The following is a 25,799-nucleotide window of genomic DNA, read 5'->3' on the forward strand; positions in this document are numbered from 1 at the left end:
CAAAAAAACCGCCTGTTTACTCAGACGGTTTTAATTATTTTGATTTTTAACATAGTCATATATCAATCAATTCCGTCTTAGCAGAGATGATGATGATAATGATGTACTGTTAAAAAATTCGGTTTCATTTGTTTGAATTGTATGGTGCAAATTTAAAGCAATTAATTTTACAAATGCAAATATTATTGTAAAATATTTTTGTAAAAATTCATTAATCGGTTGGCAATAGGTTCGTCATTAAACTTCTGGACAAAGCCGAAACCCTTTTCCGCACGGCGTTTCCTCTCGGATTCGTTTTGCCATAAAAATTTTATCTTTGCCTGAATATCAAGAGGGTTTTTCGGATCAATATAAACTGAATCCGGCCCGCCGGCTTCAGGAAGACAACTTGTGTTGCTTGTAACGACAACCGTTTTTGAGAATAATGCTTCAATCACAGGAATTCCAAAACCTTCAAATAAACTCGGGTAAACGAAAATATCTGCAAGCTTATAGATCGCAGCTAGTTCATCCATTGAAACATTTTCAAGAAAATAAGCTTTTATCTTATTCTCACGGACAAAACGTTCTACTTTTTTGAAATATTTTGTTTTTTTGCCGACTACCACTAAAGGAATTTCCGTACCTTTTAATGCCTTAACAACATTCAGCAGATTTTTGCGCTCTTCAATGGTTCCGACATTTAATACAAAACGCTCAGGGAGATCAAATTTTTCTTTTGTCTGCTGAATAAATTCTTCCGGCTGCTTTTCTTTAAAAGCTTTATGACAGCCTTGGTAAATCACCTCAATTTTAGATTCCGGAACATTGAGAAACTGAATGATATCCTGTTTCGTTTGCTCGGAAATGGCGATGATTTTATCGGCAGCATCTGCGGCTTTTTTAAATTTCCAGAAGTGAATTTTACGGTCAAAAAATGAGTAATATTGAGGAAACCGCACGAAAATAAGATCGTGAATAGTCACAATTTTTTTAATAGGTTTTTTATCCCATTTTAGAGGAAGTTCGCCAGATAATCCATGGAAAATATCGGCGCTTTGCTGCTGCGCATCTTTTCCCATTTTCAGCTGGCGCGATAGGCTTCCTTTTGTTGTTTTTACGAAATGAACGTTAGGTAAATTGAGGAGATCAGCCGCTCTTTCGGATTTATTTTTGTTTAATAAAATGTATTGGTTTTCAGGAAAATAAGTTGCCAGAATTCTCACAAGATCTCTCGAATAGTTTCCTAATCCGGAAGTGTTGTGAAAAAAACGTTTTGCGTCGAAAGCTATTTTCATAAGCCAATGTGTTTTTGAAATTCCTGAAATGTTCCGAATGAGTAATTTTTACTTTTTAACCATGATACAAATTCATCAAAACGCTTGACCATATCTTCTCCGGAATTTTTAACAGTAAATCCGGGTAATTTAAAAGCTTCCTCTTTAATATCTGCAAATTCCCAGGGATGAAAATAAATATTCAGATACTGATCTTTTTTAAGAACATCCGAAGCCAGTTTTTTGTAAAAAGACAAAGGAAAATTGTGAAAGCTCAGCCAGAACAAAGGAATTCTGAAGTTGGGCGAAACCGAAGCCGGAATCTGCGTAACATTTCCTTCTTTGAAATAGGTTCTGGAGACTTTCAGATTATTGTATCTTCCCGGAAGAAAGGTTGGATTAATTGATGAATTGTACGAATATCCTGCATTTTCAACGGCATTTTTACTTACCGGCATCATTCTCGGCATTCTCAATCCGGTCACTTTCGTGCTAAAAAGTTCTTCCAGTTTTTCTTTGGACTGCCTCAAATGCTCTTCTTTGAAATCCGAATGATACCAGGTATGAGAAGCCAGTTCGTGGCCTTCTTTAAGCAACCTTTCAATGAGATGCCTGCTGTTTTCTGCAAAGACAACGGTTGAAAAAAAAGTAGCTTTTGCCTGGTGTTTTTTCAGAATATCTAAGATTTTTTCCAGTCCGGACTGAGAGATGGAAATCTGTTTTTCGAAAGATATTTCACCTTTGTATTCCAATGGCATATCAAATTCTTCGATGTCAAAACTTAATAAAACCATGTTAAAAATTTTTGTTTTTGATGATATAATTGGGTCTGTGTTTTACCTGTTTAAAGATTTTACCAAGATACATTCCGATAATTCCCAATATAATTAACTGCAGTCCACCGAAAAAGACAATGGTCATAATCAGCGAGGCCCAACCGGAAATTTCCGTTCCGACAATGAAAGAATGGATGACATACGTTGCGTAGCCTATCACTGAAAGCCCGGAAAACAGGAATCCAAGATATGCGGCAATATAAAGCGGTTTTACACTAAATGCCGTAATTCCCGTAAATGCAAAAGTTACCATCTTTTTAAGATTGTAACTGCTTTTGCCGGAAAGCCTTTCATTAGCGATAAAACTGATTCCTGTCTGTTTGAAACCCATCCAGCTGGTAAGTCCTCTCAAAAAAAGATCATCTTCATTGAGATTCCTCATCACTTCTACGGCACCAGAATCCATCAGTCTGAAGTCTGAGCCGCCACCTTTTGTCAAATCAACATCAGACAATCCTGAAAGAATTTTATAGAAAAAATCAGAGGTTTTTCTTTTAAACAAAGATATTTCTTTAGGGTATTTTCTAACTGTGAACACAATATCATAGCCTTCTTCCCATTTTTTGATCATCTCAGGAATAAGTTCCGGAGGATGCTGAAGATCGCCGTCCATTGAAATGACTGCGTTTCCGGTGGCATTGTCCATTCCTGCTTTTACAGCCGGCTGATGTCCGAAGTTCCTTGAAAATTCAATGAATTTTACCTCTTCAAACTGTTCTGAAAGTTCTTCCAGCTTTTGCTGGGTGTTGTCCCTGCTGCCGTCATTAACGAATATGATTTCAAATGTATATTGCTCAAGACCATCAAAAACTTCTTTTATTTTCTGATGTACCAAAGCAACGTTTCCTTCTTCGTTATGCGCAGGAATGACGATTGAAATTTTCTTCATACTGATTATTCAAGGCTGTAATTTTTCTCAAAATCTTTGGTGAGAAGTTCATAGGTAATCCTCAGCCAGACTACGATGCAAGGTACGGCTTTTAAAGAATATTTAATGATATAATGCTCTTTTACAAATTTCGGGAACAGATCTGAAGTTGAAAAACAGGTGAATATAATTACGAATACCAATAATCCGATAACAAAAGGCGTCCTTTCTTTCTGAAGGAAAAACCAGATCAGTACACCGACTACAGCAATAATATACGTCGGAGACTCGGAGCTTGAGCTGAATAATACTAAAAACAGCAATGTAGAAGCCAGAATCATCAACTGAAAAGCATACTGTTTGTATTGTTTGATTCTAAAATACGGTGCGGCAAAAAGCGGCAGTCCGAAAGCAAGAAAAACAAGATTTGAAATGGAAGCATCTCCCAGAATCCTTCTGAAAAAGCCCATGAGCGATATATCCTGCATATTTCCCAATACCTGATTTTCATTATTCTTTTCTACAATAGACTGAAACCAGTCTGCGTAACACTGGATCACAAATTTCGGGCTTGAGTACACCATAGGTAATGCAAAGAAAACTACGGCTATGATTAATCCCGAAATGATAAATTTTGTTTTATTTTTAATGAAGAAAAATTGCGAAAGTCCTACAATTCCGTAGATCTTTACGAAAACTCCAATCAATATTGCCGTTACTGATTTCACTTCTTTTTTCTCGTAAATGTACACTGCAGATAAGAGTAAAAGTCCGGTAAGAGCAACGTTGAATTGCAGACTTAAAGCTGCCGTGATATATTCCTGAAGGCAGAATAAACCGAACAGTGCTTTTTTAGAATCGGAAAAAGGCAGCTTGTGAATACCGTAAATAAGGATAAATGTATTGGCTGCATTCCAGAGCGAAATTCCGAGCCAGTCAGGCATTACGGCAAAAGGTGCAATCAATGCACTGAAAAATACGCCGTAGTGGTTTAAATCAAAATAAAGATTAGGATAATGAATGAACAGATTTTTCTGATGAATGGTATTAAAAAATACGTTTTTGAAAATCAGGTAATTGTTGATCGCATAATCTCCTCTCAGATATTTCGAGATAGCAGTAACGACGGATATAATAAGATAAACCCCAAATATATATTTAGGGTTTAATAGTATTTTAAGAAGCTTTTCTTTCAAAATTTTGGTTTTAGAATATATTCTTAAACAGCCACATTATTATCTCTCAAAGCATCATTTAAAGACGTTTTTTTGTCTGTAGATTCTTTTCTCTGCCCGATAATCAACGCGCACGGAACCTGATATTCTCCAGCAGGGTACTGTTTGGTATAACTTCCCGGGATTACTACGGAACGTGCAGGAACTCTTCCTTTGATCTCTATAGGTTCAGGACCTGTAACATCGATAATTTTTGTAGAGGCAGTCAATACAACGTTCGCTCCCAACACGGCTTCTTTTTCTACGTGTACTCCTTCTACCACGATACATCTTGAACCGATAAAACAATCGTCTTCAATAATTACCGGAGCAGCCTGAAGCGGTTCCAGAACACCGCCGATTCCTACGCCACCGCTAAGATGAACATTTTTACCGATCTGTGCGCAGCTTCCCACTGTTGCCCAGGTATCAACCATTGTTCCTGAATCCACATAAGCACCGATGTTTACATAAGAAGGCATCATGATCACTCCCGGAGCGATATAAGCTCCCTCTCTTGCCACTGCATGCGGTACAACTCTTACGCCTTTTTCAGCATAGTTCTTCTTCAAAGGCATTTTATCATGAAATTCAAACGGACCTACTTCAATAGTTTCCATTTTCTGGATCGGGAAATACATCACTACTGCTTTTTTTACCCATTCATTTACCTGCCATCCGTTTTCCGTAGGTTCAGCTGTACGAAGCTCTCCCTTGTCCACCAAAGCAATAACCTCTCTGATAGCCTTCTGGCTGTCTTCATCCTGCAATAATTCTCTGTTTTCCCAGATATTTTCAATTGTTTGTTGTAACGACATCTTTCTAGTTTAAATTATTCGCGTCAAAGATACATAAAACCTTTATAAGTTAAAAAAAATTGGAATTGATTAAATAAACCGCCTTACCCGATTCTTGTAATCGGAATAAACGCTTCCGTGCTGTTTAAACAGAAACTCTTCTTCCAGCCTTATCTGAATCTGCATTAAAAGAGTTCCTGTCAACAGAAACATCAATGTGATGAAGTTGGGCAATGACAACAGTAATCCTGCTAAGCTTACCATCATACCCAGGAAAACGGGATTTCTTGAATACTGAAAGAGACCTGCCGTAATTAGTTCTGTTGGAGTGTTCTTATCAATTCCTATCCGCCACGAATTTTTCATATTGTATTGGGCAATCAATACCCAGATCCAGCTTATAATCATAAGCGAAACTCCGGCTATTTTTAAAAAAGGATGATCTAAAATAGTAATTTTAAAGGAATTTGAGATGGCATGCGGAAAGAAGAGGAAAAGGATGGTGTAGAGAAAAATCAGTATCAGAACCAGTTTAAAGTATTTGCCTATGAGGCTGTACGCAGATTCGTCTTTTGGAAGTAGATTCGGGTTTTTGCCTGTTTTTCGGGCTACAACACTTGTTCCTAAAAATGCGGTCAGAAAAAAGACAATGAAAAATAACGGAATAAAAATTCTTACAAAATCTGCCATAAGTAAAGTTTTCGGCAAATTTCAGTTTTAAAAGCGTGCAATGCTATTGCAAAAATGTGCGGCTACAATACTCTTTTAGCGTGCAGATAAGCTTTATTCCAGTATTTTTCTTTCAGTGAAGAAATGATCACGCCTTTTGTGGTGGAAGCATGGATGAATTTTACCTCTCCGTCATTTCCGATATCATGAACGATTCCGACATGAGAAACTCTCGTTCCGCCGGCTGTAGCAAAAAACAGGAGATCTCCGGGTTTCACTTCTCTGATGTCTATGGTATTTCCGGTTTCGGCCTGGTCTGATGATCTGCGTGGAAGTTTATAGTTGTTCTCTTCAAATACTTTTACGGCGAATCCGGAGCAGTCAAATCCTGAAGATGTATTTCCGCCGAATTTGTACGGTGCACCCAGGTATTTTTCGGCGTCTTTGAGGATTTCGTTAATGGATTTTGAAATTTTACCACTGAATTTCGAATCCAGGTTTCTGAGGCTTTCAGTGTTTGAAACGGTTTTGCTTCCTGTACTTTTGTTTGAAACCGCTTTTTTCGAACTTCCGCAGGACACGGTGAGTAGAGATATAATGAGTAACGAATGAATTGTTTTACAATTTAAAATTTTATAATTCAGACACTTCTTCATATTTCTTGATTTTACGGGCAAACGTGAATACAAATATAAATAAAATTATGTTTTTCTTTTTCTCATTTCGTGGTATGAATATCTGAAAATAAAAAAAGCTATTCAGACGAATAGCTTTGTATGGTGAGTGATTGTATTATTTGGAAGTTTTTTCACCTTTCCATGTTCCGGATCTGGTGGTAGCAGGAACTGCGTTTACCCATGTTCCATTTGCTTTTTTTGATCTTGAAAGTGTTCCTTTAAATTCTCCGTCTGCAGGTGAACCGATGGTGGCGTTGAGTTCGCCGGATTCGGTAAGAGTACCGGAAATATTATAATTTTCTGTAGTCTGTTCAGCATCTAATGTTCCGGTTACTTTACCGTCGCTTGCCACTACAATGTTCCAGCTTCCCTTTTCTGTTCCTGAGTAGGTTCCTGCCCAGGTGCCGATGAAGTCATAGATAGTATCTTCTTCTTTACAGCCGATGAATAAAAAAGCGGTGAATAAAAGTAAAAATATTTTCTTCATAGTCTTTGTTTTATAAACAAATATGGAGAATACGGGTTTTTTAATGAAAATCCTTATCTCCTGATTAATAAATGGTTGTATTTTAATTTTATTATAAAAATAGCCAGTTTTTACCTGTTTTTCCTCTATTTTTAATTATTTCCAAAGATAATAAAATATCTGGAACGAACTATTGTTGCTGAATTTTTTTAGAAAAGTTTTTAGAATTAGTTAGATAGAATAATAATAGACTAATATTTGATAATGAGTAACAAATGTCATCATAAAAAAAGAGTTACAATTTAATAAATGTAACTCTTTATAAATGTGGAGAATACGGGGATCGAACCCGTCACCTTTAGACTGCCAGTCTAACGCTCTAGCCAGATGAGCTAATTCCCCCTTTTACTGTTTAAAGCGGTACAAAAATAGCTATTTAAACCACATGTGCAAACATTTTATTTAATTTTCTTAAGCATTTACAGCTAACCACCATCATTTCAGGTATTTCAAAATTAAAAAAGCAGAACGCACATCAACGATGTGCGTTCTGCTTTCTATATGGATTTACTGACCTAAAACTATTTCCATCCACCTCCAAGAGCCTGATAAAGCTCAACGGCAGCTCTCATTTTGCTGTATTCTGCATTGGCAATATTGAGTTCTGCATTCAGTGAGTTTACACTGGCATTCAATACTTCGAGGTAATTGGCCATCCCGTAGTTTACCAATTCCTGAGAATATTCCACAGAGTTTTTGTAAGCATTCAGCTCCTTTTGTTTTAATTCAATAAAAGAATCCTGCACAGAGAATACTCTTATGGCATCAGAAACTTCTTTTCCTGCCGTAAGAACCGCTTTTCTGAAATTCAGATAGGCTGTTTCCTGGTTGGCAAGACTTACATCATAATTGGTTCTGATCGCTCTTCTGTTTAAAATTGGCTGCGCAAGACCCGCTACAACGTTGGCAAACAGTGAATTTACGCTGAATAAATGATCAATGTCTACAGACTGTACGCCTCCACTTCCGGTAAGCCTTAAAGTAGGATAAAACTGTGCCTTCGCAGAATTGGTTAATTCAAAAGCGTTAATCAGGTTGTACTCTGCTCTCATCACATCAGGACGGTTGGCCAAAAGCTGCGCCGGATATCCAAGCTTGACATCTATAGGAAGACGCTGGCCTTCCAGAGTAGATCGTTCTATGGTGTGAGAAGGCTCTCCCATCAGAAGGCTCATCGTATTTTCCAGCAACTGAATCTGCGTATCGATATCAATCAGTAAAGATTTTGCATTAAAAACCAATGCTTCACTCTGCTGTACGGCAACTTCCGTTAAGGTACCTGCAGTTTTTAAAGCTCGCGTTGTTTCAAGATTTCTTTCGCGCACCGCAATGGTTTCGGTAATGATTTTCTTCTGTGCATCATAGGTCAAAAGCTGATAATATGCCGAAGCTACAGATGCTACAAGGTCACTTTTCACCGCTTTATGGGCAGCAATGGTTCCGAGGTAAGCTGCATATTGGGCTTTTTCCTGTGATTTCAGTCTTCCCCAGATATCTGCTTCCCAGCCGATGCTTGCTGTGATATCAAACTGGTTCACATATCTTCTTTCCCCGATAATCTGCCCAAACTGTGTGTTGATAGACTGGGTCTGAAAGGTATAGTTGGGACCAACAGATAAAGTAGGCTGGTAAGCTGCTTTGCTTTGTTTAAGATACGCCTCAGCGGAAGCAATGCTCTGCAGGGCAATTCTGATGTCAAGGTTATTTTCCAGCGCTTTTGAAATATGTTTCTGAAGGATAGGATCGGTAAAGATTTCTTTCCACGAAACATTGGCGATATTCGTGCTGTCTGCAGGAAGCATATCGGTACGGTACAGCTTTTCGTCTACAACATTGTTGGGTCTGTTGTATTCTTTTCTCGCCATACACGATGATACTACAGCAACAAGCACTATCGAAAAAGATATTCCTTTTATACTATTTAAAATATTCTTCATTATTTGAAGTTTAAGGTTTAAAGTTCATGGTTTCAGATTTTAGTTGTAACATTAACCGAAACCATGAACATGCTTAATTATTCTGCTAAATTGATTTCTTCTTTTTTAATAGGTTTCACTTTTTCCTGCAGGTATTCGAAAATAACGTACAGTACAGGAATGACGAAAAGTCCTAAAATAGTACCTATCAATAATCCTATTGCGGCCCCCGTAGCGATGGATCTGTTACCAACAGCACCGATCCCGCTTGCCAATACCAACGGTAAAAGACCGAAGATGAATGCAAATGATGTCATCAGGATAGGTCTTAATCTCGCTTTAGCAGCATTGATGGCAGACATAACGATGGTTTCTCCGTGATGTCTCCGCTGTACGGCAAATTCCACGATCAAAATGGCATTTTTGGCTAATAATCCTACTAACATGATTAAGGCAATCTGGAAGTAGATATTATTTTCAAGTCCCATGATTTTCTGTCCGAAGTAGGCTCCCATTACCCCGAGTGGAAGTGAGATAACCACGATCAGCGGCAGAATATAGCTTTCATACTGTGCAGAAAGAATAAAGTAAACGAAGATCAAACTTAAAGCAAAGATCAGAACGGTCTGAGATCCGGAATTTAATTCCTCTCTGGTCAATCCGGTAAACTCAACATCATAATTTTGGTTTAATGTTTCTTTTGCCACCTGCTGAACGGCTGTAATCGCATCCCCGGAACTGAAACCAGCTGAGTTCGCTCCCGTTATTTTTACGGAGGTAAATAGGTTGTAACGGCTTACCGACTGCGGTCCGTATGCTTTATTTAATGTAACGAACTGTGAAATCGGCGACATTACTCCTGATCCTGTTTTTACATACAGCTCATTCAGGTTTTCAATTTTCTGTCTGTTTTCAGGAAGGGCCTGAACCATTACCCTGAACTGTTTCCCGTATTTGGTAAAATCTGCAGTATAAATTCCTCCGATGTATCCCTGCATGGTTGAGAGGATATCGCTTACAGAAACGCCAAGCTGTTTCGCCAAAGGAACGTTGATCTGCATTTCATACTGCGGATATTTGGTATTGAATGAAGTCTGGGCAAATTCAATTTCGGGTCTCTGCATCAGCTTGCCGATGAATTCGTTTGTTTTATTATCAAGGTCTGCGTATTCTCCTCCTGATTTATCCAGAAGAACCATCTCAAAACCGGCACTGCTCCCGAATCCGGGTACACTCGGCGGCTGGAAAAATACTACTTTGGCATCGGGAACAGCTCCCGTAATACCGAATAGTTTTTTAGTGATATCTTCTGAGGTCTGTCCGTCCTTTTTTCTTTCGTCAAAAGGTTTAAGTTTAACGAATGCGAGACCGTTATTGCTTCCGTTTCCGGAAAGGAAACCTCTACCGGTGGAAATCGTTACGTTCTGTACTCCCGGAACTTTTAAAGCTTTTGCCTGAAGCGTTTTTAAAGCATTGTAGGTTCTTTCCATGGAAGCACCCGGAGGAAGCTGAACATCGGTAAAGATAATCCCTCTGTCTTCCGTAGGTACAAACCCTTTTTTCATGGTGGTACTAGCCCAATATAAAATTCCTCCCGTAACGGCAAAAATAATCAGGGTAACCCATTTATGTCTTAAAAGGAAAATAAAGCCTCTTCCGTAACGTTCCGTTGTTGTTTTGAAGGCAATATTAAACTTATAGAAAAACTTCTGAATGAAATTTAAATTTTTATATTCTGCATGATGTGCATCGTGAGGTTTTAAGAATAAAGAACATAAAACCGGACTTAATGTTAAGGCATTAATTGCAGAAATGATGATGGCTACAATCAGCGTAATCCCAAACTGTTGGTAGAAAACTCCCGTAGGACCAGTAATAAAAGTTACCGGAATAAATACCGATGCCATTACCAATGTGATGGAAATAATAGCTCCCGTAATTTCATCCATTGCTTCCACTGTTGCCTTTTTAGCGTCTGAGATCCCATGTTCCATTTTAGCGTGTACTGCCTCGACGACGACAATGGCATCATCCACCACAATACCGATCGCCAGTACCAATGCGAACAAGGTTAACAGGTTTAAGGAGTAGCCGAATAAATTCAGGAAGAAAAAGGCTCCTACAATTGAAACCGGAACAGCAATAGCCGGAATAAGCGTTGATCTGAAATCCTGAAGGAAAATATATACTACAATAAATACCAGGATGAATGCTTCAATCAATGTATGAACTACTTTATCGATTGATGCTTCAAGGAATTCATTGGTATCGAAGTTGAATGTATATTTAATTCCTTCGGGGAAGCTTCCTTCTGCTGATTTCAGATATGTTTTAATATTTTTGATAATCTCCTGAGCGTTTGAACCCGGTGTCTGGAAAATCCCCATACTGATAGAAGGGTTGTTTCCGTTTTCCCCGATGCCCGTATAAGACTGTCCGGCAAGTTCTACCTTAGCGACATCTTTCAGCATCAGGTTTTGTCCGTCTCCGAGAGATTTGATGATGATATTATCGTACTGTTCTTTTTCGTTGAATTTACCTACATATTTAATGATGTATTCAAAAGAGCTTCCGCTGTTCTGCCCGATAGAACCGGCTGCAGCTTCTCTACTCTGCTCGTTGATGGCGTTGGTAACATCGGTTGGAGTAATGCCGTAGGCCGCCATTTTTGCAGGATCCAGCCATACTCTCATCGAATAGTTTTTGCCCCCGAAAACGTTGGCATCACCTACTCCGTTAATTCTCTTCAAATTCGGAATTACATTGATGTTCAAAAAGTTCTGAAGGTAAACATCATCAAGATCTTTATTTTCAGAATAGAATGACATATACATCAAGGCACTGGTCTGCTGTTTCTGGGTAACAACTCCTGAACGTGTTACCTCACTTGGAAGCAAAGGTGTTGCTCTCGTTACACGGTTCTGAACGTTTACCGCTGCAATGTCAGGATCAATTCCCTGTTTGAAAAATACCTGAATATTGGCTGAACCATCATTTCCTGCACTGGAAGTGATATAATCCATACCTTCTACCCCGTTGATCTGCTCTTCCAGAGGAACAACCACACTTTTCATAACGGTTTCCGCATTGGCTCCGGTATAGTTGGCCGTAACACTTACGGTTGGAGGAGCAATGTCGGGATATTGTGTCACCGGAAGTGCAGTCAGTCCCAGTACCCCGAGAATCACAATCAGGATTGAGATTACCGTGGATAAAACCGGTCTGTTTATAAAATTTTTAATCATTTTTTAGAATTTCGGTTTTATAGATTGAACTAGACTATCCATTTTTACTGGCTGCTTCTTAACGGCAGTTCCGGGCTTAAGACCTCCGATTCCTGCTGCAATGATGGTTTCTCCTTTATTGACACCGGATTTAATTAACGCCATATTGTCGATTCTGTCGATTACATTTACGACAACATTTCTTGCCGTATCGCTCTTATCAACTTTGTATACGTAAACAATACCCTGTTGTTCGTAAGTGGCGCTTTCCGGAACAACCAGAACGTTGTCGTAACGCTGAGGAAATCTTATGGTTCCGCTGTTTCCGTTACTCAAAAGTTTCTGGGCATTGGTGAAAGCTACTCTGAACTGTATGGTTCCTGTGGAAGGGTCAATTTGTCCCGTGATGGCTTCTATTCTTCCTTTTTCGGGATAAAGGCTTCCATTGGCCAGCTGCAATTCTACCATCGGGAGGTTTTTAATCTTTTCGGGCATGGTAGCGCCGGTAGATTTTTCAAGGAAATCAAAATATTCTTTTTCGTTCATTGAAAAGTACGCATAGATTTCCGAAGTGTCAGAAATAGTGGTTAAAGGCGTCTGATCCGAAGGACCTACCAGGCTTCCTACTTTTAAAGGAAGTTTTCCGATCACTCCGGAAATAGGCGCACGGATGATAGAATATTCGATATTGGCTTCCACTCCTTTATAATTGGCCACCGCCTGGCTTTTAGCCGCCTGAGCCTGTTTCAATTGTGCCTGGGCCTGTGCAAGATTTGCCTGAGCAGTCTGCAATTGAACATTACTGATGATGTTTTTCTGTACCAGAGGCTTCAGCTTATTTACTTCTACATTGGCTGCGCTTACAGCTGCCTGTGCTGCTGCAATATTGGATTCGGCAGCACCGATTCCCGCTTTTGAAGCTGCTGCATTTTCGTTGAGGATGTTGGTTTCAAGACGGAACAAAGGCTGCCCTTTGGTAACGTACTGTCCTTCGTCTACCAAAACCTGTGTGATATATCCCTGGATTTTAGCACGTACATCGTTGTTTATCCTACCCTGAATGGTTGCCGGAAAAGTCTGATAACCCACTATATTTTTCGCTTCCACATTGACAACAGGATAGGGTTTCGGGCCGTCCTGTTTTGGAGCTTCTTTTTTGCAGGCTACTAGAGAAAGCGCCGCAATAGAAAGTATAACTAGTTTATTATTCATTTTAAAGTTTATTAAGAGATTCCTGAATATTGATAATATTTTTATTTAAAAGAGCTTTATAAGCTTCTATTTTTTCATCGTATCCGTTGTGATTTTTCTTAAATTGGTCCAGGTCGTCCAGTAGTTTCAGTTCGTCTTTCATTTTCTGTACTATTTTTTCAAATCTGATTTTTTTGTAACCGTCATTGATGAAAAAATATCTTTTCCGCTCGTCCATTTTATTGTGGTCAATGATCAGTTCGGCGTTCAACAACAAAGAAATGCTGGTAGATACCGAACTTTTACTGGCCGAAAATACTTCCACGAACTCATCAAAGGGAATACCTACTTTTTCGTAATCGAACAGCAGGTAAGCATATATTTTTGATGCCAGAGGAGGTATATTGAAAACGGTGCCGTAAAATTTTACTGCATCCTGGAAAATTTTCTCATCAATTTCTATACTCTTATGCATGGTATATAAAATTTGAGCAAAAGTAAAAATTAGTTCTGAACTAAACGAACAAACCTGATAGAGTTTATAAATTTCAGGTTTTTAAAAAAATCAATGAAGAATGATTTAACTTTTAGATTAAATAATAATCTTCTCAAATGCTTTCCTGATTCCACCGGCGAGATAAACTTTCCCGCAATAGGTGTAGCCTTTGCTTTCTAGGATTTTCAACATGGCCATGTTGTCAAAATTAGTATCTACTTTAATGCTCTGAATTCCATGCGATTTTGTAAAATCTTCAATGTGGTCAAACAGTTTCTTTGTCATTCCCTGTCCGGCAAATTTTTCATCCACCGCTACTCTGTGGACCACTACAAATTCTCCGTTACTCAACCAGGCTCCTTCAATTGTACTGTAAGCAGGTTCGTCATTTAAGATAAGTGCAGCGTAGACTGCAATTTCTCCCTCTACGGTCATGACATATCCGAATCCTTTTTCGATATCACTTTCCACGGTATTGATATTGGGATAGCCCTGTTGCCATTGGTCACTGCCGTCTATTCTTCTTCTTTCTATTGCCTGTTGCAAAATGTCCCAGATAACATCTCTGTCTGCAATTTCCGCTTTTCTTAATTGGGTTTCTGAATTCATTATTGTGAAAAATTTTAATTAAAAAGGTTATTTTGTATTTTAATTTAAAAAATACTGAAGTATGATACGTCGACAGGTTCGGCATGAAATCTCTATACGAAATGACTTACTTTACTTATAGTCGTGGTGGTTCGAAGTACGGTAAAAAAATTTTAATCTAAAAAAAACCGAAAACTAATTGAAATTAATTTTCGGTTCGAAGTAGTAAAATTTAAAATTATGAAATTGTTTTATTGATTTTCATTTTGCTGGAGATAAGCATCAATTACTTCAAATGCTTTTTTCTCGTCCTCCAGCTTTACCATTACTTTCAGCGATGTTGCCGTTGGCGTAGTTGTAAAAGTAAGATAGCTGTTTTCTACGGCATTGGTAATATTGGCATCATCCAGTTTTGATTTAATCAGCTGAATTTCTGCAGGTTTGTCACTTTCAAAAACTGATACTCTTGTACTTCTTTCCATGTTCTGTTACGTTTGAGTATCTAAATTTATGACATTTTTTTTAAAATTACAAATCCGTTATTTAAATTTTATGGATGTTATTTTCTATTTTATCCAGCGCAAGCTGTATTTCTTCTTTGCTGACATTAAGGTGCGGTCTGAAACGCAGCGACAGATCTCCGCATGACAGAACGATCATTCCGTCATTCCAGAGCTCGTCTCTCAGATTGTTTCTCTGCTCATGAGTAGCAAGGTCGATGGCACACATTAATCCTCTTCCTCTTGCGTTTGATAATTTCTCAGGATATTTCTCGGAAAGGCTTTTCAGGCCTTCAAGTAAGAAATCGCCTACGACTCTTGCATTTTCTACAAGATTTTCCTTTTCGATAACTTCCATTACCAGCTGGAAGCGGAGCATATCGATAAAATTGCCTCCAAATGTAGAATTGATTCTGGAACTTTCCCTGAAAACATTCTGCGGAACTTCATCAAATTTTTCTTTATTGGCTAAAATACCGCAAACCTGTGTTTTTTTACCGAAAGAAATAATGTCCGGCTTAGCAGTAAAGTGCTGAAATGCCCACATTTTTCCGGTAATTCCGATGCCTGTCTGCACTTCATCAAAAATAAGAAGAACCTCATTTTCGTCGCATATTCTTCTCAATCCGGATAAAAATTCATCTCTAAAGTGATTGTCACCACCTTCTGCCTGAATAGGCTCAATGATGATGCAGGCTACTTTATTAGGATTCATTAAAATAGCTTCTTCAATATTTAAAAGAGCCAGTCTTTCGTTTTTTATGGTTTCCTCCAGGTTTTCTTCCGTTATCGGGAAAGAAAGTTTAGGATTCAGGATTCTTGGCCAGTCGAACATTGGGAAATACTGATATTTTCTTGGATCAGCAGTATTGGTAAGGCTCAATGTATAACCGCTTCTTCCGTGAAAAGCCTGTCTGAAATGAATGCATATTCCGGCTTCGATATCAAGTCCTTTATCAAAATTCTTGCGTGTTTTCCAGTCGAAACATGCCTTCATGGCATTTTCAACAGCCAATGCTCCGCCTTCAATGAAGAAAGCATACTGCAATTCTTCAGGGATCACTACTCTTTCAAAAACCTCAAGGAAATGAGCATATTCTTCAGAATACACATCGGCCAGTGTCGGTTTGTTGACGGCCATTTTTCCCAGCCAAGCCGATTTTTCAACCAGATAAGGATGATTGTAACCTATGGATGCTGATGCAAACATAGAAAACATATCCAGATATTCTCTGTTGGTAAGTTTATCGTAAAGCCATGATCCGTGAGATTTTTCGATATCCATCACGAAATCGAATCCGTCTGCCAGAACGTGCTTTCCTACTGTTTCTTTTACTTTGTTTACTTGTAAGTCAATTGTTTCCATTTTAATTAATCTTAGGGGGGATTAATAATAAATTAATGATGTTGAAACAAAGAGATTATTTAAAAGTTGACAATTTTTAATTTTTAAATCTCTGAATTTCTTAATGTTTTATAATTAAAGGTCAAACTTAATTCCCTGTGCTAAAGGAAGGTTTGTTGTGTAGTTAATGGTATTTGTCTGTCTTCTCATATAATATTTCCAGACATCTGAACCAGATTCTCTTCCGCCGCCGGTTTCTTTTTCTCCACCGAATGCACCACCGATCTCCGCACCTGAAGTTCCGATGTTCACATTGGCAATACCGCAGTCTGAACCTGCATGGGAAAGGAATAATTCTGCCTCTCTTAAATTCTGCGTCATGATTGCAGATGATAAACCTTGCGGAACGTCATTCTGAATGGCAATCGCTTCTTCTAATGTTTTATATTTGATAAGATATAAAATCGGGGCAAAAGTCTCATGTTGTACAATTTCGTAAGAGTTTTTTACCTCTGCGATACATGGTTTTACATAGCATCCGGATTCATAGCCTTTTCCTTTCAGGACTTCTCCTTCCACGATAAATTTCGCCCCTTCTTTTTTTCCTTTTTTAATGGCTTCCTGATACATGTTTACAGCATCGGTATCAATAAGTGGTCCTACATGATTGCTTTCGTCAAGAGGATTTCCGATCTTCAGCTGTCCGTATGCTTTTACCAAACGGTTTTTCACTTCATCATAAACACTTTCGTGAATGATTAATCTTCTCGTGGAAGTACATCTCTGTCCTGCTGTGCCCACCGCTCCGAAAACGGCTCCGATGATTGACATATTGATGTCGGCATCCTGAGAAATGATTATGGCATTATTTCCTCCCAGCTCCAGGATCGATTTCCCGAATCTTTGGGCAACATTTGCAGAAACCATTCTTCCTACTCTTGTTGAACCTGTAAATGATACAAGGGCTACTCTTTTGTCGTCTACCAGCTTCTGTCCGATTTCATGATCTGCAACCAAAACGCTTGAAATTCCTTCGGAAAGGTTATTTTCCTTTAAAACTTCATTCATGATATTCTGGCAGGCAACGGCGCAAAGCGGCGTCTTTTCAGATGGCTTCCAGATGGTAACGTTTCCGCAGATCCAGGCTAAAGCGGTATTCCATGCCCATACAGCTACAGGAAAATTGAAAGCGGTAATGATCCCGACAATTCCCAGCGGATGGTACTGTTCGTACATTCTGTGTCCCGGTCTTTCGGAATGCATCGTGTAACCGTGAAGCTGTCGTGAAACGCCTACGGCAAAATCGCAGATGTCGATCATTTCCTGGACTTCACCAAGGCCCTCCTGCAGTGATTTTCCCATTTCATAAGAAACAAGTTTTCCGAGATCGTCTTTGTATTGTCTTAATTTCTGGCCAAGCTGCCTTACGATTTCCCCTCTTTTAGGTGCTGGAATGAGTCTGAATTCTTTGAATGCATTTTGTGCTGTCTCAAGAACTCTGTCGTAATCGGACGCTCCTGAAGTTTTTACTTTGGCAATAAGATTTCCGTCTACCGGAGAATAGCTTTCGATGGTTTTCCCTGATGCAAAGTATTTTCCGCCTGTTGAAGTTCCTTTATTTTCATCCTTAATTCCTAGATTTTTGAGCGTTTTTTCAATCCCAAAATCTTTTACTTTTTTAGACATAAAAATTTTACTTTTCGTTTTCCCTAAAGTTAAAAATATTACGCGAACTGCAAAATTTAAATTTTTTTAACGGGTTTTTTATTTGGACTAATTATAAACATGCTTATCTTTGTATGGTAATCTTTTGATATTCAGAAATGGAAAGCTCTCAGGAAAATAATTCAAAGTTTAAGAAATGGTTCAAACGTGTAGGCTGGGCGGGCTTAGCCTTCTTTACCATAAAAGGGCTGATTTGGCTGGTCATTTTTTACTTTGGGGCAGATACGCTTCAAAGTTGTATAAAATAAAAAGCAGAGAACTTTCTCTGCTTTTTGCGTAATGTATTGGTTTTACTCTTTTTTCTTTCTTCCGGAATTAAGTAGACTTTGATGAAGCAAAAACTCAATCTGTCCGTTTACACTCCTGAACTCATCATTGGCCCATTTTTCAAGAAGCTTGTAAGTAGATTCGTCTATCCGTAAAACAAAAGATTTTTTGCCTTTATTTTCCGGAACGTTATGGGCTTTTTCTGATTTCATTCTTTTACTTTTCTAATACTTTTATCTTTCAGCCAAAAATCTTAGCCTAAACTTAATTATACAATGTTCCTGCATTTAGAATTGGTGTTGCGGCTTTTTCGCCACAAAGAACCACCATCAAGTTGCTCACCATTGCTGCTTTTCTTTCGTCATCCAGCTCTACAATATTTTCTTCTGATAATTTTTTTAAGGCTAAATCTACCATGCCTACTGCTCCTTCCACAATTTTTGTTCTCGCTGCCACAATAGCTGTAGCCTGTTGTCTCTGAAGCATGGCGCCTGCAATTTCAGATGCATACGCTAAGTGAGAAATTCTCGCTTCCTGGATGGTAATTCCTGCTTTTGAAAGACGCTCTGTAAGTTCCTGCTCAAGGATAGCGTTAATTTTTTCCCCGCCTTCTCTCAGCGTAATCGGGGCATGGTCGTCTTCCAGATTATCATAAGGAAAACTCATCGCCAGATGACGCACCGCAGCTTCACTCTGCATTTTCACAAAATCTGAATACCGTTCGACATCGAAAGCGGCTTTGTAGGTATCTCCTACTTTCCAGACGATAACAACGGCAATCTCAATAGGATTTCCCATCTTGTCATTGACTTTCAGGGTTTGTCCCTGTAAATTTTCAGAACGAAGACTTATTTTCTGGGATGAATATAAGGGATTGATAAAAAAAAGCCCGTTTTCTTTTACCGTTCCTACATATTTCCCGAAAAAGTTCAGCACTCTGGAGTGATTAGGCTGAATGATCATCAGGCCTTTCAGAAAAAAACAAAACAGGATAAACGCCAGCGCCGAAAGGACAACCAATGTAATGTTGTTGTCAACTCCGATTGCAAAAAGGTAAATTGAAGCAATAAACAGTCCGAGGCAGATCACCAAAGTAAGGTAACCGGACATCGGTTTCAAGATTTTTTCCATGATATAAATTTTTAGTTTGATATTATTTTGATATCATAAAGATATGATTTTTTTTATCTCAAAAGTATGTATTTTAAATTTTTTTTGACTTGAAAGAAACACAAATTCAAGAATTGAAATTTTAATTTTCTTAACGCTTCAGTTTCCTATACCGTTAAATATTCAGCATAAAAAATCCCCGAAAAATTAATTTCAGGGATTGTATGAATGATAAATTTAAAATTTATTTTTTATTTAAGATTCTAAACTTGTAATAAGAAGCGGCTGATAAAAGAGCCATTGTTCCAAGTCCGATGTACACCCATGCCGGAACCGGTACAGGATCTCCTGCTGCGTATGAATGAAGTCCGCTCAGGTAATAATTCACCCCAAAATACGTCATAACCATCGAACAGAAAGCAAACATTGTTGCTACGTGGAACGCCCATCTGCTTCTTAATCCCGGAACCAATCTCATGTGAAGTACAAAAGCATACACCATAATGGAAATGAAAGCCCAGGTTTCTTTCGGGTCCCAGCTCCAGTATCTTCCCCACGATTCATTCGCCCAGATTCCTCCCAGGAAGTTTCCTACCGTTAATGCAAATAATCCTATTGTTAAAGACATTTCAGACACAATCACCAGTTCTTTCAAAGTCGTATCGTGGTGTAATCTGTAAGTCTCTTTATTTGAAATGATATAAAATACAAGACTGATCACGGCAATAATCATCGACAGGGCAAAGAATCCGTAGCTGGATGTAATGATGGCTACGTGTACAATCAGCCAGTACGATTTCAGTACCGGAACCAGCGGTGTGATCTGCGGATCCAGTGCAGAACCGCCGTGCGCAAATCCCATCATGATTACCGCAACCATGAATCCGGCTGCCGGGATTAATGCATTTGAATTTCTGTACAGTAACAATCCTGCGGTAATGCCCACCCAAGAAATGAAAATAATAGCTTCGTAACCGTTACTCCACGGTGCGTGTCCGGAAATATACCATCTTGCTACCAGTCCAAGGAAATGGAAGAAATATCCTACAGCTCCGATTACGATAATCGCTTTTATGGTTTTGTTTAAAACTTTATTAGGTTTGAATAATTCTACAAATCCTAATAGTAAAAGAAGTCCGCCGATTAGCGTGTAGAAAATCAATAATTTAAAATTGATATTCATCTTATTCATGAATACTTCGAGATCGACTTTGGACTTGGCAGGCACTACCGCTTTACCCCATTTTTGCTGATAGTCTGAAAGTTTTGTAAGTTCTGTATCTGCTTTACTCCAGTCGCCGGTTTGCTGTGCTTTTAAAACTTCCGCAAAATAAGGTCCCATTACCTGCTGGGATTCTGTATCGGGTTCCATTTTCTGGTCAAGCCATGAATGCCATGTATGATTCGAATCATTTTTTACAGGGACAATCCTCATAAATTGTCCGCTGAAAAATTCGTTGAAAATCTGAACTCTTTCGTTTACGGCAATTACTTCTTTATCATAATTAGTCTGTTCAGCAGGCTTTTTACGGAATGCTGTGTTATAGTCGCTTTCAAGAATATATTTTAAATTTCCGTTTGCATCTGCCGGAAAAAGGTTCATGAGTGAGGTGTATCCTTCTTCATTGGCTTTTGTTTTATTCTTCAATTCGTCGCCGCCTTTTGTTCCTACTTTAATCATCGGAACCATCGTCCAACTCGGCGTATCGATATTAACCGATAAAAACCATTGGTTCGCAGTAAGTGAATTTCCGTCCGTTCCTTTGAACTCGTCTTTTTTGTACAGCTTTCTTAAAACATCCAGCGCCTGCGTATTGATCGGAACAATTCTTCCTTCGAAATTCTGTACCAGAAGATAACCGAATTTATCAGCATGGTCTTTCGTTATTTTGTTTCTGGCAATAATTTCGTCTGCCGAAACTACTTTCATTTTAGTAAATGGCTGCGCTCCTTGTGGCTTAACTGTTTCAGTGGCCGGGGTATGATCGTGATTTTCACCTTCCGTGTGGATATGTTCCCTGCCGCCGTCAGTAGTGCCGTGGGTTTCTATTTTTTGGGCATTCAGCCCGAAACTTAATAGTATTAATAATATGGTTACTATCCTTTTCTTGTTGACATCTTTCAGCATTTTATTAAGTTTCCAGAAATGAGTTCCTTTCCAGAAGAACATAAAGAACATTCCGCCAAATAAGAATGTGTATCCGATATAAGAGATAAGGGTTCCCCAAAAATCGTGGTTTACAGAAAGTACTGTCCCCATTCTGTCGGGATCGAAACTTGACTGGAAAAAGCGGTAGCCTTTATGATTAAGCACGTGGTTCATATAGATTTTAAAAGGTGTCTGTTTACCTTCGTCAATAATTTTAATATGGCTTTCATAAGCACTTGGAGATGAGCTTCCCGGATATGTTTCCATTACGAAATCATCGAGTTTAAGTGAGAAAGGCGTATTGTAAATTTTAGGACCGAAACCGATCATGATATTCAATCCGTCCATCGTTACCTGTTTGTAGGCATTCGGGTTTCCTTTTTCAACCGAAAGGTCTACCAGCTGCTTTGTTTTCGGACCCTGAATTTCAACAGTGAGCATGTCTGGAACGGCCTGATCTTTTTTTCTGTCGCCTTCAATCGCCATTAATTTTCCTTTTTTAAGACCTTCAGGAACAACTAATTTCAATTCGTTAATTGAATATAAGCTTCGTAAAGCCAATGGCTGAAATTCATCTTTTTTTGTATTTCCCGTTGCCTGCGTTGCCATGGTCATGTAGCTTGCATCAACCGGTGTTTTGATGAATAATTTTCCGCCTTCGTTTTTAAACTCTACAGCTCCTTCAATGGCTCTGTTGAAAGTAACCAACGTTCCGTTGATCGATTTTGTTTCACCAGGCTTCATGAAGATGTTCTGTCTTCCGGTTTGTCCTGTTGATACCAGGTGAAGATATTCGGCACCATTCGGATCAGCCACGAGACTGTCTTTTTTTCGCTGAACATACTCTTTTGCAATAACTTTCACTTCTTTTCCGTGAAAATCATACGTAGCCTGCAAATCTTTGTGTAACGGAGACATTAAATACGGAATATCCTGATAATTCAGGACATCGCCTTTTTCTTCAATCTGAATTTTCAAAAAGTTTTTGTCCGTGACGATTTCGTTGGAAGTTTCGCCTTCGCGGATGTGCATCGTTCCTTCAAAACTGATGTACCGCGTGATAGCGCCACCAATGAAAATAAGCACAAAGGCAAGGTGAAAAACCAATACCGGCCATTTTTCTTTCTTCCACAGCCTGTATCTTCCGATATTTCCTATGAAATTGAGAATAAGCATTAACATGATTAATTCAAACCACCATGCTTCGTAAATTAAAGCTTTTGCTGTGGGAGTTCCGTAGTCGTTTTCTAAGAACGTTGCATATGCCATCGCAAATGCGTACACCAGTAACAACACAGCCATTGTTCTGGTCGAGATAAGAATATCCTGGAGCTTCTTCATGATATATATACTTGATAGGCAAAAATAAGGATGATAAACTACAATGCCGTTAAAAAAAGCTGTTTTTTATCACTTTAAGGCAGATAAGTCTTATTTTTAATAGTTCTTAATAATATTATTTGGAATGATAAAAACTCAATGGTTGACTATTATCTTTTAAGATTTAGTGAATTTTTTCAGGTTGATAAAATGTTTACTTAAATCAAGGCGTGGTATCTGTTGAAATTTGGTTCGGAACTTTTTTTTGTATTAAAAAAATGCAGATGAAAAATATGAATCGGATTTGAATTATTTTAAATATTTTAGTCTCTTAAAACTGGGAATCAGGTTGATAATTTTCCAACAAATAAATAAAAATATTCTTCCTCTTTAGACACCGCTTTTAATGTTGAAAAACATTAAATTTGCCACAATACATTATGGATAAAAACACACAAAAAAAACAACAGGAATTGCCTGAAAAAGGCAGATTTTTATCGAAGCCGCGGGTATTCTTCGGCCTTACTTTCATCCTTCTTTCCATTGTTCTCACCTTTTCATTCGTTTCATACCTGATGAATTGGAAGGCGGACCAAAGCCAGGCGGGAACCATGCTGGATAAAAGCATTAAGTCTTCCAACCTTTTCGGTAAGCTTGGCGACTGGCTGGGAAATATTTTTATTTTCGAAAGTATAGGGGTAGCTTCATTTATAATAGCTTTTTTATTTTTAGTTTTCGGAACAATTATTCTGAAAAAGAAAATGTTCAAACCCTGGAAAACGGTGGGGCATTCTCTTTTCTTCATTTGCTGGCTTCCAATCTTATTTGGGGCCATTACAAAAGGACAGGGCGTTTTGAGCGGCGTGTACGGTTACCAGATTATGGATTCACTGAATACAATTATTGGCTCTTACGGTCTTTGGCTTGTTTTAATTTCAAGTATTGGTTTGTATTTCATTTTAGAATTTAATCTCCGTCCGAGTTCCATTAAATCTAAGCTGAATGACCTTAATGAAAATACTATAGGAAGGGTAAAATCCATGATGCCGAATTCCGATGAAAATTTCGAGGCAGATGATGAACTTATTGAGGAAGCCGAAAATGCTGAAATCAAACCTTCAAAAATTACTGTTACAGAAGCGGTAAAGCCTAAAGCTGAACTTGAACCTGTCGTTCCGCAGGCAGAAACCATTGTAACGCCCAACAAGACTTCTTTTGAAGAGGATAAAAATGAGTTTTCACAACCGTTACATGTTGACCTTAATCCGAAGCCATCGGTTCCTATGCCGAGCCCGGAACAGGCGTTTGATGTGACTCCGGTGACTTCTGCGAAAGTTGCGCCTGAAGACGATATAAAATTTAAGGTGGAAGTTGCCCCTGTAATTGATATTCTGGATGATTCCGACAGGAAGTCCCAGGAACTGGTACAAAAGCATGGGCTTTATGATCATAAGCTGGATCTTGCCAATTTCCAGATGCCTACTGTTGATCTTCTAAAAGATTACGGGAACGAAGAAATTTCTATAAATAAAGAAGAATTAGAAGAAAATAAAAATAAAATTGTAGGACTGCTGAAAAACTTTAACGTAGGAATTGCTGAAATTAAAGCAACGATTGGTCCGACGGTAACTTTGTACGAAATTGTGCCCGAAGCGGGAATCCGTGTTGCGGCCATTAAGAAACTTCAGGATGACATCGCCCTGAATCTTTCTGCTCTGGGAATCCGGATTATTGCTCCGATGCCGGGTAAAGGAACCATCGGGATTGAAGTTCCACGAAAAAATCCTACCATGGTTTCCATGCGTTCGGTGATCGCATCCCAGAAATTCCAGAATACGGATATGGATCTTCCGGTAGTATTCGGAAAAACGATATCCAATGAAATTTTCATGGCAGACCTTTCCAAAATGCCTCACCTTTTGATGGCAGGTGCAACGGGACAGGGAAAATCCGTAGGTATTAACGCAATTCTTACCTCACTTTTATATAAGAAACATCCGAGTGAATTGAAATTCGTGATGGTAGATCCTAAAAAGGTGGAACTTTCATTATATTCAAAAATAGAAAGACATTATTTAGCAAAACTCCCGGATGCAGAGGAAGCCATTATCACCGATACCAATAAGGTAATCAATACGCTGAATTCTCTCTGTATCGAAATGGATACAAGATACGATCTGCTGAAGAATGCATTCTGTAAAAATTTAAAAGAATACAATAAAAAATTCTCGGAAAGAAAACTGAATCCTGAAAACGGACACCGTTATTTACCATACATTGTTTTAGTGGTAGACGAATTTGCAGATTTGATCATGACTGCCGGGAAAGAAGTTGAACTTCCGATTGCGAGACTGGCGCAGCTTGCCAGAGCAGTAGGAATTCACTTAATTGTTGCCACCCAAAGACCGTCTGTAAACGTTATTACCGGTATGATTAAGGCCAACTTCCCTGCAAGAGCGGCTTTCAGGGTAATATCAAGTGTCGATTCCAGAACCATCCTTGATTCCCCGGGAGCAGATCAATTGATCGGTAAAGGAGATATGCTTTATTTTAACGGAAATGAGATTTTAAGGCTTCAGTGTGCTTTCGTGGATACGCCGGAAGTAGAAAGACTGGCTGAATATATTGGTGAGCAGAAAGGTTATGCTTCTGCTTTCATCCTTCCTGAATATGTTTCCGAAGATTCAGCAAGTACTGTTGGCGCTTTTGATCCTAATGAGAAAGATGCCTTGTTTGAGGAAGCAGCAAGAATTATCGTTTCTACGCAACAGGGTTCCACCTCTATGCTTCAAAGACAATTAAAATTAGGTTACAACAGGGCCGGAAGAATTATGGACCAGCTGGAAGCAAGCGGAATTGTGGGCGGATTTAACGGGGCCAAAGCAAGAGAAGTGCTCATTAGTGACCTTCATTCCCTCGAACAGTTTTTGGATGATTTAAAAAGCTAGGTTTCTTTGCAACTGTTCGTTAAATATTTAAAATTATTTTCTGTCTGATAATATTTCGTTAAGCAGCTTAGGATAATAAATGATATCCTTTGGAACAGTTTTTGAAAGATCTGCGCAGTTAAAAGCCGTACTGGGTTTAACTTTTAACAGTAAAGGAAGTCTAAAGATTAAAGATTT

General features: G+C 38.6%; 20 protein-coding genes and 1 tRNA gene. 1 reads left to right on the forward strand and 20 read right to left on the reverse strand.

From position 1 onward, the window contains the following. Positions 1 to 182 precede the first annotated feature (182 nt). The 20 genes from ACYT6F_RS14655 to ACYT6F_RS14750 form a co-directional block, all read right to left on the reverse strand. A complete protein-coding gene (locus ACYT6F_RS14655) occupies positions 183 to 1,277 on the reverse strand; it encodes a glycosyltransferase family 4 protein (protein WP_472598380.1) in 1,095 nt (364 codons plus the stop codon). Continuing rightward, on the reverse strand, positions 1,274 to 2,050 hold the full coding sequence (locus tag ACYT6F_RS14660) for a polysaccharide deacetylase family protein (protein ID WP_472598381.1): 777 nt from the start codon (positions 2,048 to 2,050) through the stop codon (positions 1,274 to 1,276). Before ACYT6F_RS14660 ends, ACYT6F_RS14655 begins: the two co-directional genes overlap by 4 nt. Before the next feature lies 1 nt (position 2,051). Then, positions 2,052 to 2,981, reverse strand: coding sequence for a glycosyltransferase family 2 protein (locus ACYT6F_RS14665; protein ID WP_472598382.1), 930 nt, complete (start codon positions 2,979 to 2,981; stop codon positions 2,052 to 2,054). Between the two features lie 5 nt (positions 2,982 to 2,986). Beyond that, entirely contained in the window at positions 2,987 to 4,156 is a 1,170-nt protein-coding gene (locus ACYT6F_RS14670; protein ID WP_472598383.1) for a glycosyltransferase family 87 protein, read from the reverse strand. Positions 4,157 to 4,179: 23 nt separating this feature from the next. Further along, on the reverse strand, positions 4,180 to 4,992 hold the full coding sequence (locus tag ACYT6F_RS14675) for a 2,3,4,5-tetrahydropyridine-2,6-dicarboxylate N-succinyltransferase (RefSeq protein ID WP_472598384.1): 813 nt from the start codon (positions 4,990 to 4,992) through the stop codon (positions 4,180 to 4,182). Positions 4,993 to 5,061: 69 nt separating this feature from the next. Beyond that, a complete protein-coding gene (locus ACYT6F_RS14680) occupies positions 5,062 to 5,661 on the reverse strand; it encodes a methyltransferase family protein (RefSeq protein WP_472598385.1) in 600 nt (199 codons plus the stop codon). Between the two features lie 62 nt (positions 5,662 to 5,723). After that, complete coding sequence (locus ACYT6F_RS14685) at positions 5,724 to 6,296, reverse strand: C40 family peptidase (RefSeq protein ID WP_472598386.1); 573 nt, start codon at positions 6,294 to 6,296, stop codon at positions 5,724 to 5,726. A 136-nt stretch (positions 6,297 to 6,432) separates the two neighbouring features. Then, a complete protein-coding gene (locus ACYT6F_RS14690; RefSeq protein WP_472598387.1) occupies positions 6,433 to 6,804 on the reverse strand; it encodes a hypothetical protein in 372 nt (123 codons plus the stop codon). A 307-nt stretch (positions 6,805 to 7,111) separates the two neighbouring features. Further along, positions 7,112 to 7,185, reverse strand: a tRNA-Ala gene (locus tag ACYT6F_RS14695). 179 nt (positions 7,186 to 7,364) lie between these two features. Beyond that, positions 7,365 to 8,780, reverse strand: coding sequence for a TolC family protein (locus ACYT6F_RS14700; RefSeq protein WP_472598388.1), 1,416 nt, complete (start codon positions 8,778 to 8,780; stop codon positions 7,365 to 7,367). 77 nt (positions 8,781 to 8,857) lie between these two features. Further along, entirely contained in the window at positions 8,858 to 12,004 is a 3,147-nt protein-coding gene (locus tag ACYT6F_RS14705; RefSeq protein ID WP_169230553.1) for an efflux RND transporter permease subunit, read from the reverse strand. 3 nt (positions 12,005 to 12,007) lie between these two features. Then, positions 12,008 to 13,195 carry an efflux RND transporter periplasmic adaptor subunit gene (locus ACYT6F_RS14710; RefSeq protein ID WP_472598389.1) on the reverse strand — a complete coding sequence of 396 codons (1,188 nt, stop codon included), beginning with the start codon at positions 13,193 to 13,195 and terminating at the stop codon, positions 12,008 to 12,010. Between the two features lies 1 nt (position 13,196). Next, complete coding sequence (locus ACYT6F_RS14715) at positions 13,197 to 13,649, reverse strand: transcriptional regulator (RefSeq protein WP_169230551.1); 453 nt, start codon at positions 13,647 to 13,649, stop codon at positions 13,197 to 13,199. A gap of 117 nt (positions 13,650 to 13,766) precedes the next feature. Then, positions 13,767 to 14,279 (reverse strand): GNAT family N-acetyltransferase, encoded by a 513-nt coding sequence (locus ACYT6F_RS14720; protein WP_472598390.1) that lies wholly within the window; start codon positions 14,277 to 14,279, stop codon positions 13,767 to 13,769. A 230-nt stretch (positions 14,280 to 14,509) separates the two neighbouring features. Further along, the gene (locus ACYT6F_RS14725) at positions 14,510 to 14,740 is read right to left on the reverse strand and encodes a DUF2007 domain-containing protein (RefSeq protein ID WP_169230549.1); all 231 of its coding nucleotides are present in this window, start codon (positions 14,738 to 14,740) and stop codon (positions 14,510 to 14,512) included. A gap of 61 nt (positions 14,741 to 14,801) precedes the next feature. Continuing rightward, complete coding sequence (lat, locus tag ACYT6F_RS14730; protein ID WP_472598391.1) at positions 14,802 to 16,124, reverse strand: L-lysine 6-transaminase; 1,323 nt, start codon at positions 16,122 to 16,124, stop codon at positions 14,802 to 14,804. A gap of 114 nt (positions 16,125 to 16,238) precedes the next feature. Beyond that, positions 16,239 to 17,789: an L-piperidine-6-carboxylate dehydrogenase gene (gene amaB, locus ACYT6F_RS14735; RefSeq protein ID WP_472598392.1), complete on the reverse strand. Its 1,551-nt coding sequence runs from the start codon at positions 17,787 to 17,789 to the stop codon at positions 16,239 to 16,241. 329 nt (positions 17,790 to 18,118) lie between these two features. Next, positions 18,119 to 18,307 carry a type II toxin-antitoxin system antitoxin gene (locus tag ACYT6F_RS14740; RefSeq protein ID WP_472598393.1) on the reverse strand — a complete coding sequence of 63 codons (189 nt, stop codon included), beginning with the start codon at positions 18,305 to 18,307 and terminating at the stop codon, positions 18,119 to 18,121. A 52-nt stretch (positions 18,308 to 18,359) separates the two neighbouring features. Beyond that, positions 18,360 to 19,226 (reverse strand): SPFH domain-containing protein, encoded by an 867-nt coding sequence (locus tag ACYT6F_RS14745; protein ID WP_472598394.1) that lies wholly within the window; start codon positions 19,224 to 19,226, stop codon positions 18,360 to 18,362. A 223-nt stretch (positions 19,227 to 19,449) separates the two neighbouring features. Then, on the reverse strand, positions 19,450 to 22,695 hold the full coding sequence (locus ACYT6F_RS14750; protein ID WP_472598395.1) for a cytochrome c biogenesis protein: 3,246 nt from the start codon (positions 22,693 to 22,695) through the stop codon (positions 19,450 to 19,452). Positions 22,696 to 23,114: 419 nt separating this feature from the next. Here ACYT6F_RS14750 and ACYT6F_RS14755 point away from each other — a divergent pair, with 419 nt between their 5' ends. Beyond that, complete coding sequence (locus tag ACYT6F_RS14755; RefSeq protein WP_472598396.1) at positions 23,115 to 25,622, forward strand: FtsK/SpoIIIE family DNA translocase; 2,508 nt, start codon at positions 23,115 to 23,117, stop codon at positions 25,620 to 25,622. The last annotated feature ends 177 nt before the right edge of the window (positions 25,623 to 25,799 follow it).

This window comes from Chryseobacterium sp. NG-CE01 (assembly GCF_055695505.1).

Coding starts and splice junctions, on each gene's coding strand:
- ACYT6F_RS14740 (WP_472598393.1), bottom strand. CDS start 18,307: ATGAAATCAGAAAAAGCCCATAACGTTCCGGAAAATAAAGGCAAAAAA.
- ACYT6F_RS14655 (WP_472598380.1), bottom strand. CDS start 1,277: ATGAAAATAGCTTTCGACGCAAAACGTTTTTTTCACAACACTTCCGGA.
- ACYT6F_RS14710 (WP_472598389.1), bottom strand. CDS start 13,195: ATGAATAATAAACTAGTTATACTTTCTATTGCGGCGCTTTCTCTAGTA.
- ACYT6F_RS14700 (WP_472598388.1), bottom strand. CDS start 8,780: ATGAAGAATATTTTAAATAGTATAAAAGGAATATCTTTTTCGATAGTG.
- ACYT6F_RS14715 (WP_169230551.1), bottom strand. CDS start 13,649: ATGCATAAGAGTATAGAAATTGATGAGAAAATTTTCCAGGATGCAGTA.
- ACYT6F_RS14725 (WP_169230549.1), bottom strand. CDS start 14,740: ATGGAAAGAAGTACAAGAGTATCAGTTTTTGAAAGTGACAAACCTGCA.
- ACYT6F_RS14690 (WP_472598387.1), bottom strand. CDS start 6,804: ATGAAGAAAATATTTTTACTTTTATTCACCGCTTTTTTATTCATCGGC.
- amaB (WP_472598392.1), bottom strand. CDS start 17,789: ATGTCTAAAAAAGTAAAAGATTTTGGGATTGAAAAAACGCTCAAAAAT.
- ACYT6F_RS14745 (WP_472598394.1), bottom strand. CDS start 19,226: ATGGAAAAAATCTTGAAACCGATGTCCGGTTACCTTACTTTGGTGATC.
- ACYT6F_RS14660 (WP_472598381.1), bottom strand. CDS start 2,050: ATGGTTTTATTAAGTTTTGACATCGAAGAATTTGATATGCCATTGGAA.
- ACYT6F_RS14680 (WP_472598385.1), bottom strand. CDS start 5,661: ATGGCAGATTTTGTAAGAATTTTTATTCCGTTATTTTTCATTGTCTTT.
- lat (WP_472598391.1), bottom strand. CDS start 16,124: ATGGAAACAATTGACTTACAAGTAAACAAAGTAAAAGAAACAGTAGGA.
- ACYT6F_RS14720 (WP_472598390.1), bottom strand. CDS start 14,279: ATGAATTCAGAAACCCAATTAAGAAAAGCGGAAATTGCAGACAGAGAT.
- ACYT6F_RS14750 (WP_472598395.1), bottom strand. CDS start 22,695: ATGAAGAAGCTCCAGGATATTCTTATCTCGACCAGAACAATGGCTGTG.
- ACYT6F_RS14685 (WP_472598386.1), bottom strand. CDS start 6,296: ATGAAGAAGTGTCTGAATTATAAAATTTTAAATTGTAAAACAATTCAT.
- ACYT6F_RS14755 (WP_472598396.1), top strand. CDS start 23,115: ATGGATAAAAACACACAAAAAAAACAACAGGAATTGCCTGAAAAAGGC.
- ACYT6F_RS14665 (WP_472598382.1), bottom strand. CDS start 2,981: ATGAAGAAAATTTCAATCGTCATTCCTGCGCATAACGAAGAAGGAAAC.
- ACYT6F_RS14705 (WP_169230553.1), bottom strand. CDS start 12,004: ATGATTAAAAATTTTATAAACAGACCGGTTTTATCCACGGTAATCTCA.
- ACYT6F_RS14675 (WP_472598384.1), bottom strand. CDS start 4,992: ATGTCGTTACAACAAACAATTGAAAATATCTGGGAAAACAGAGAATTA.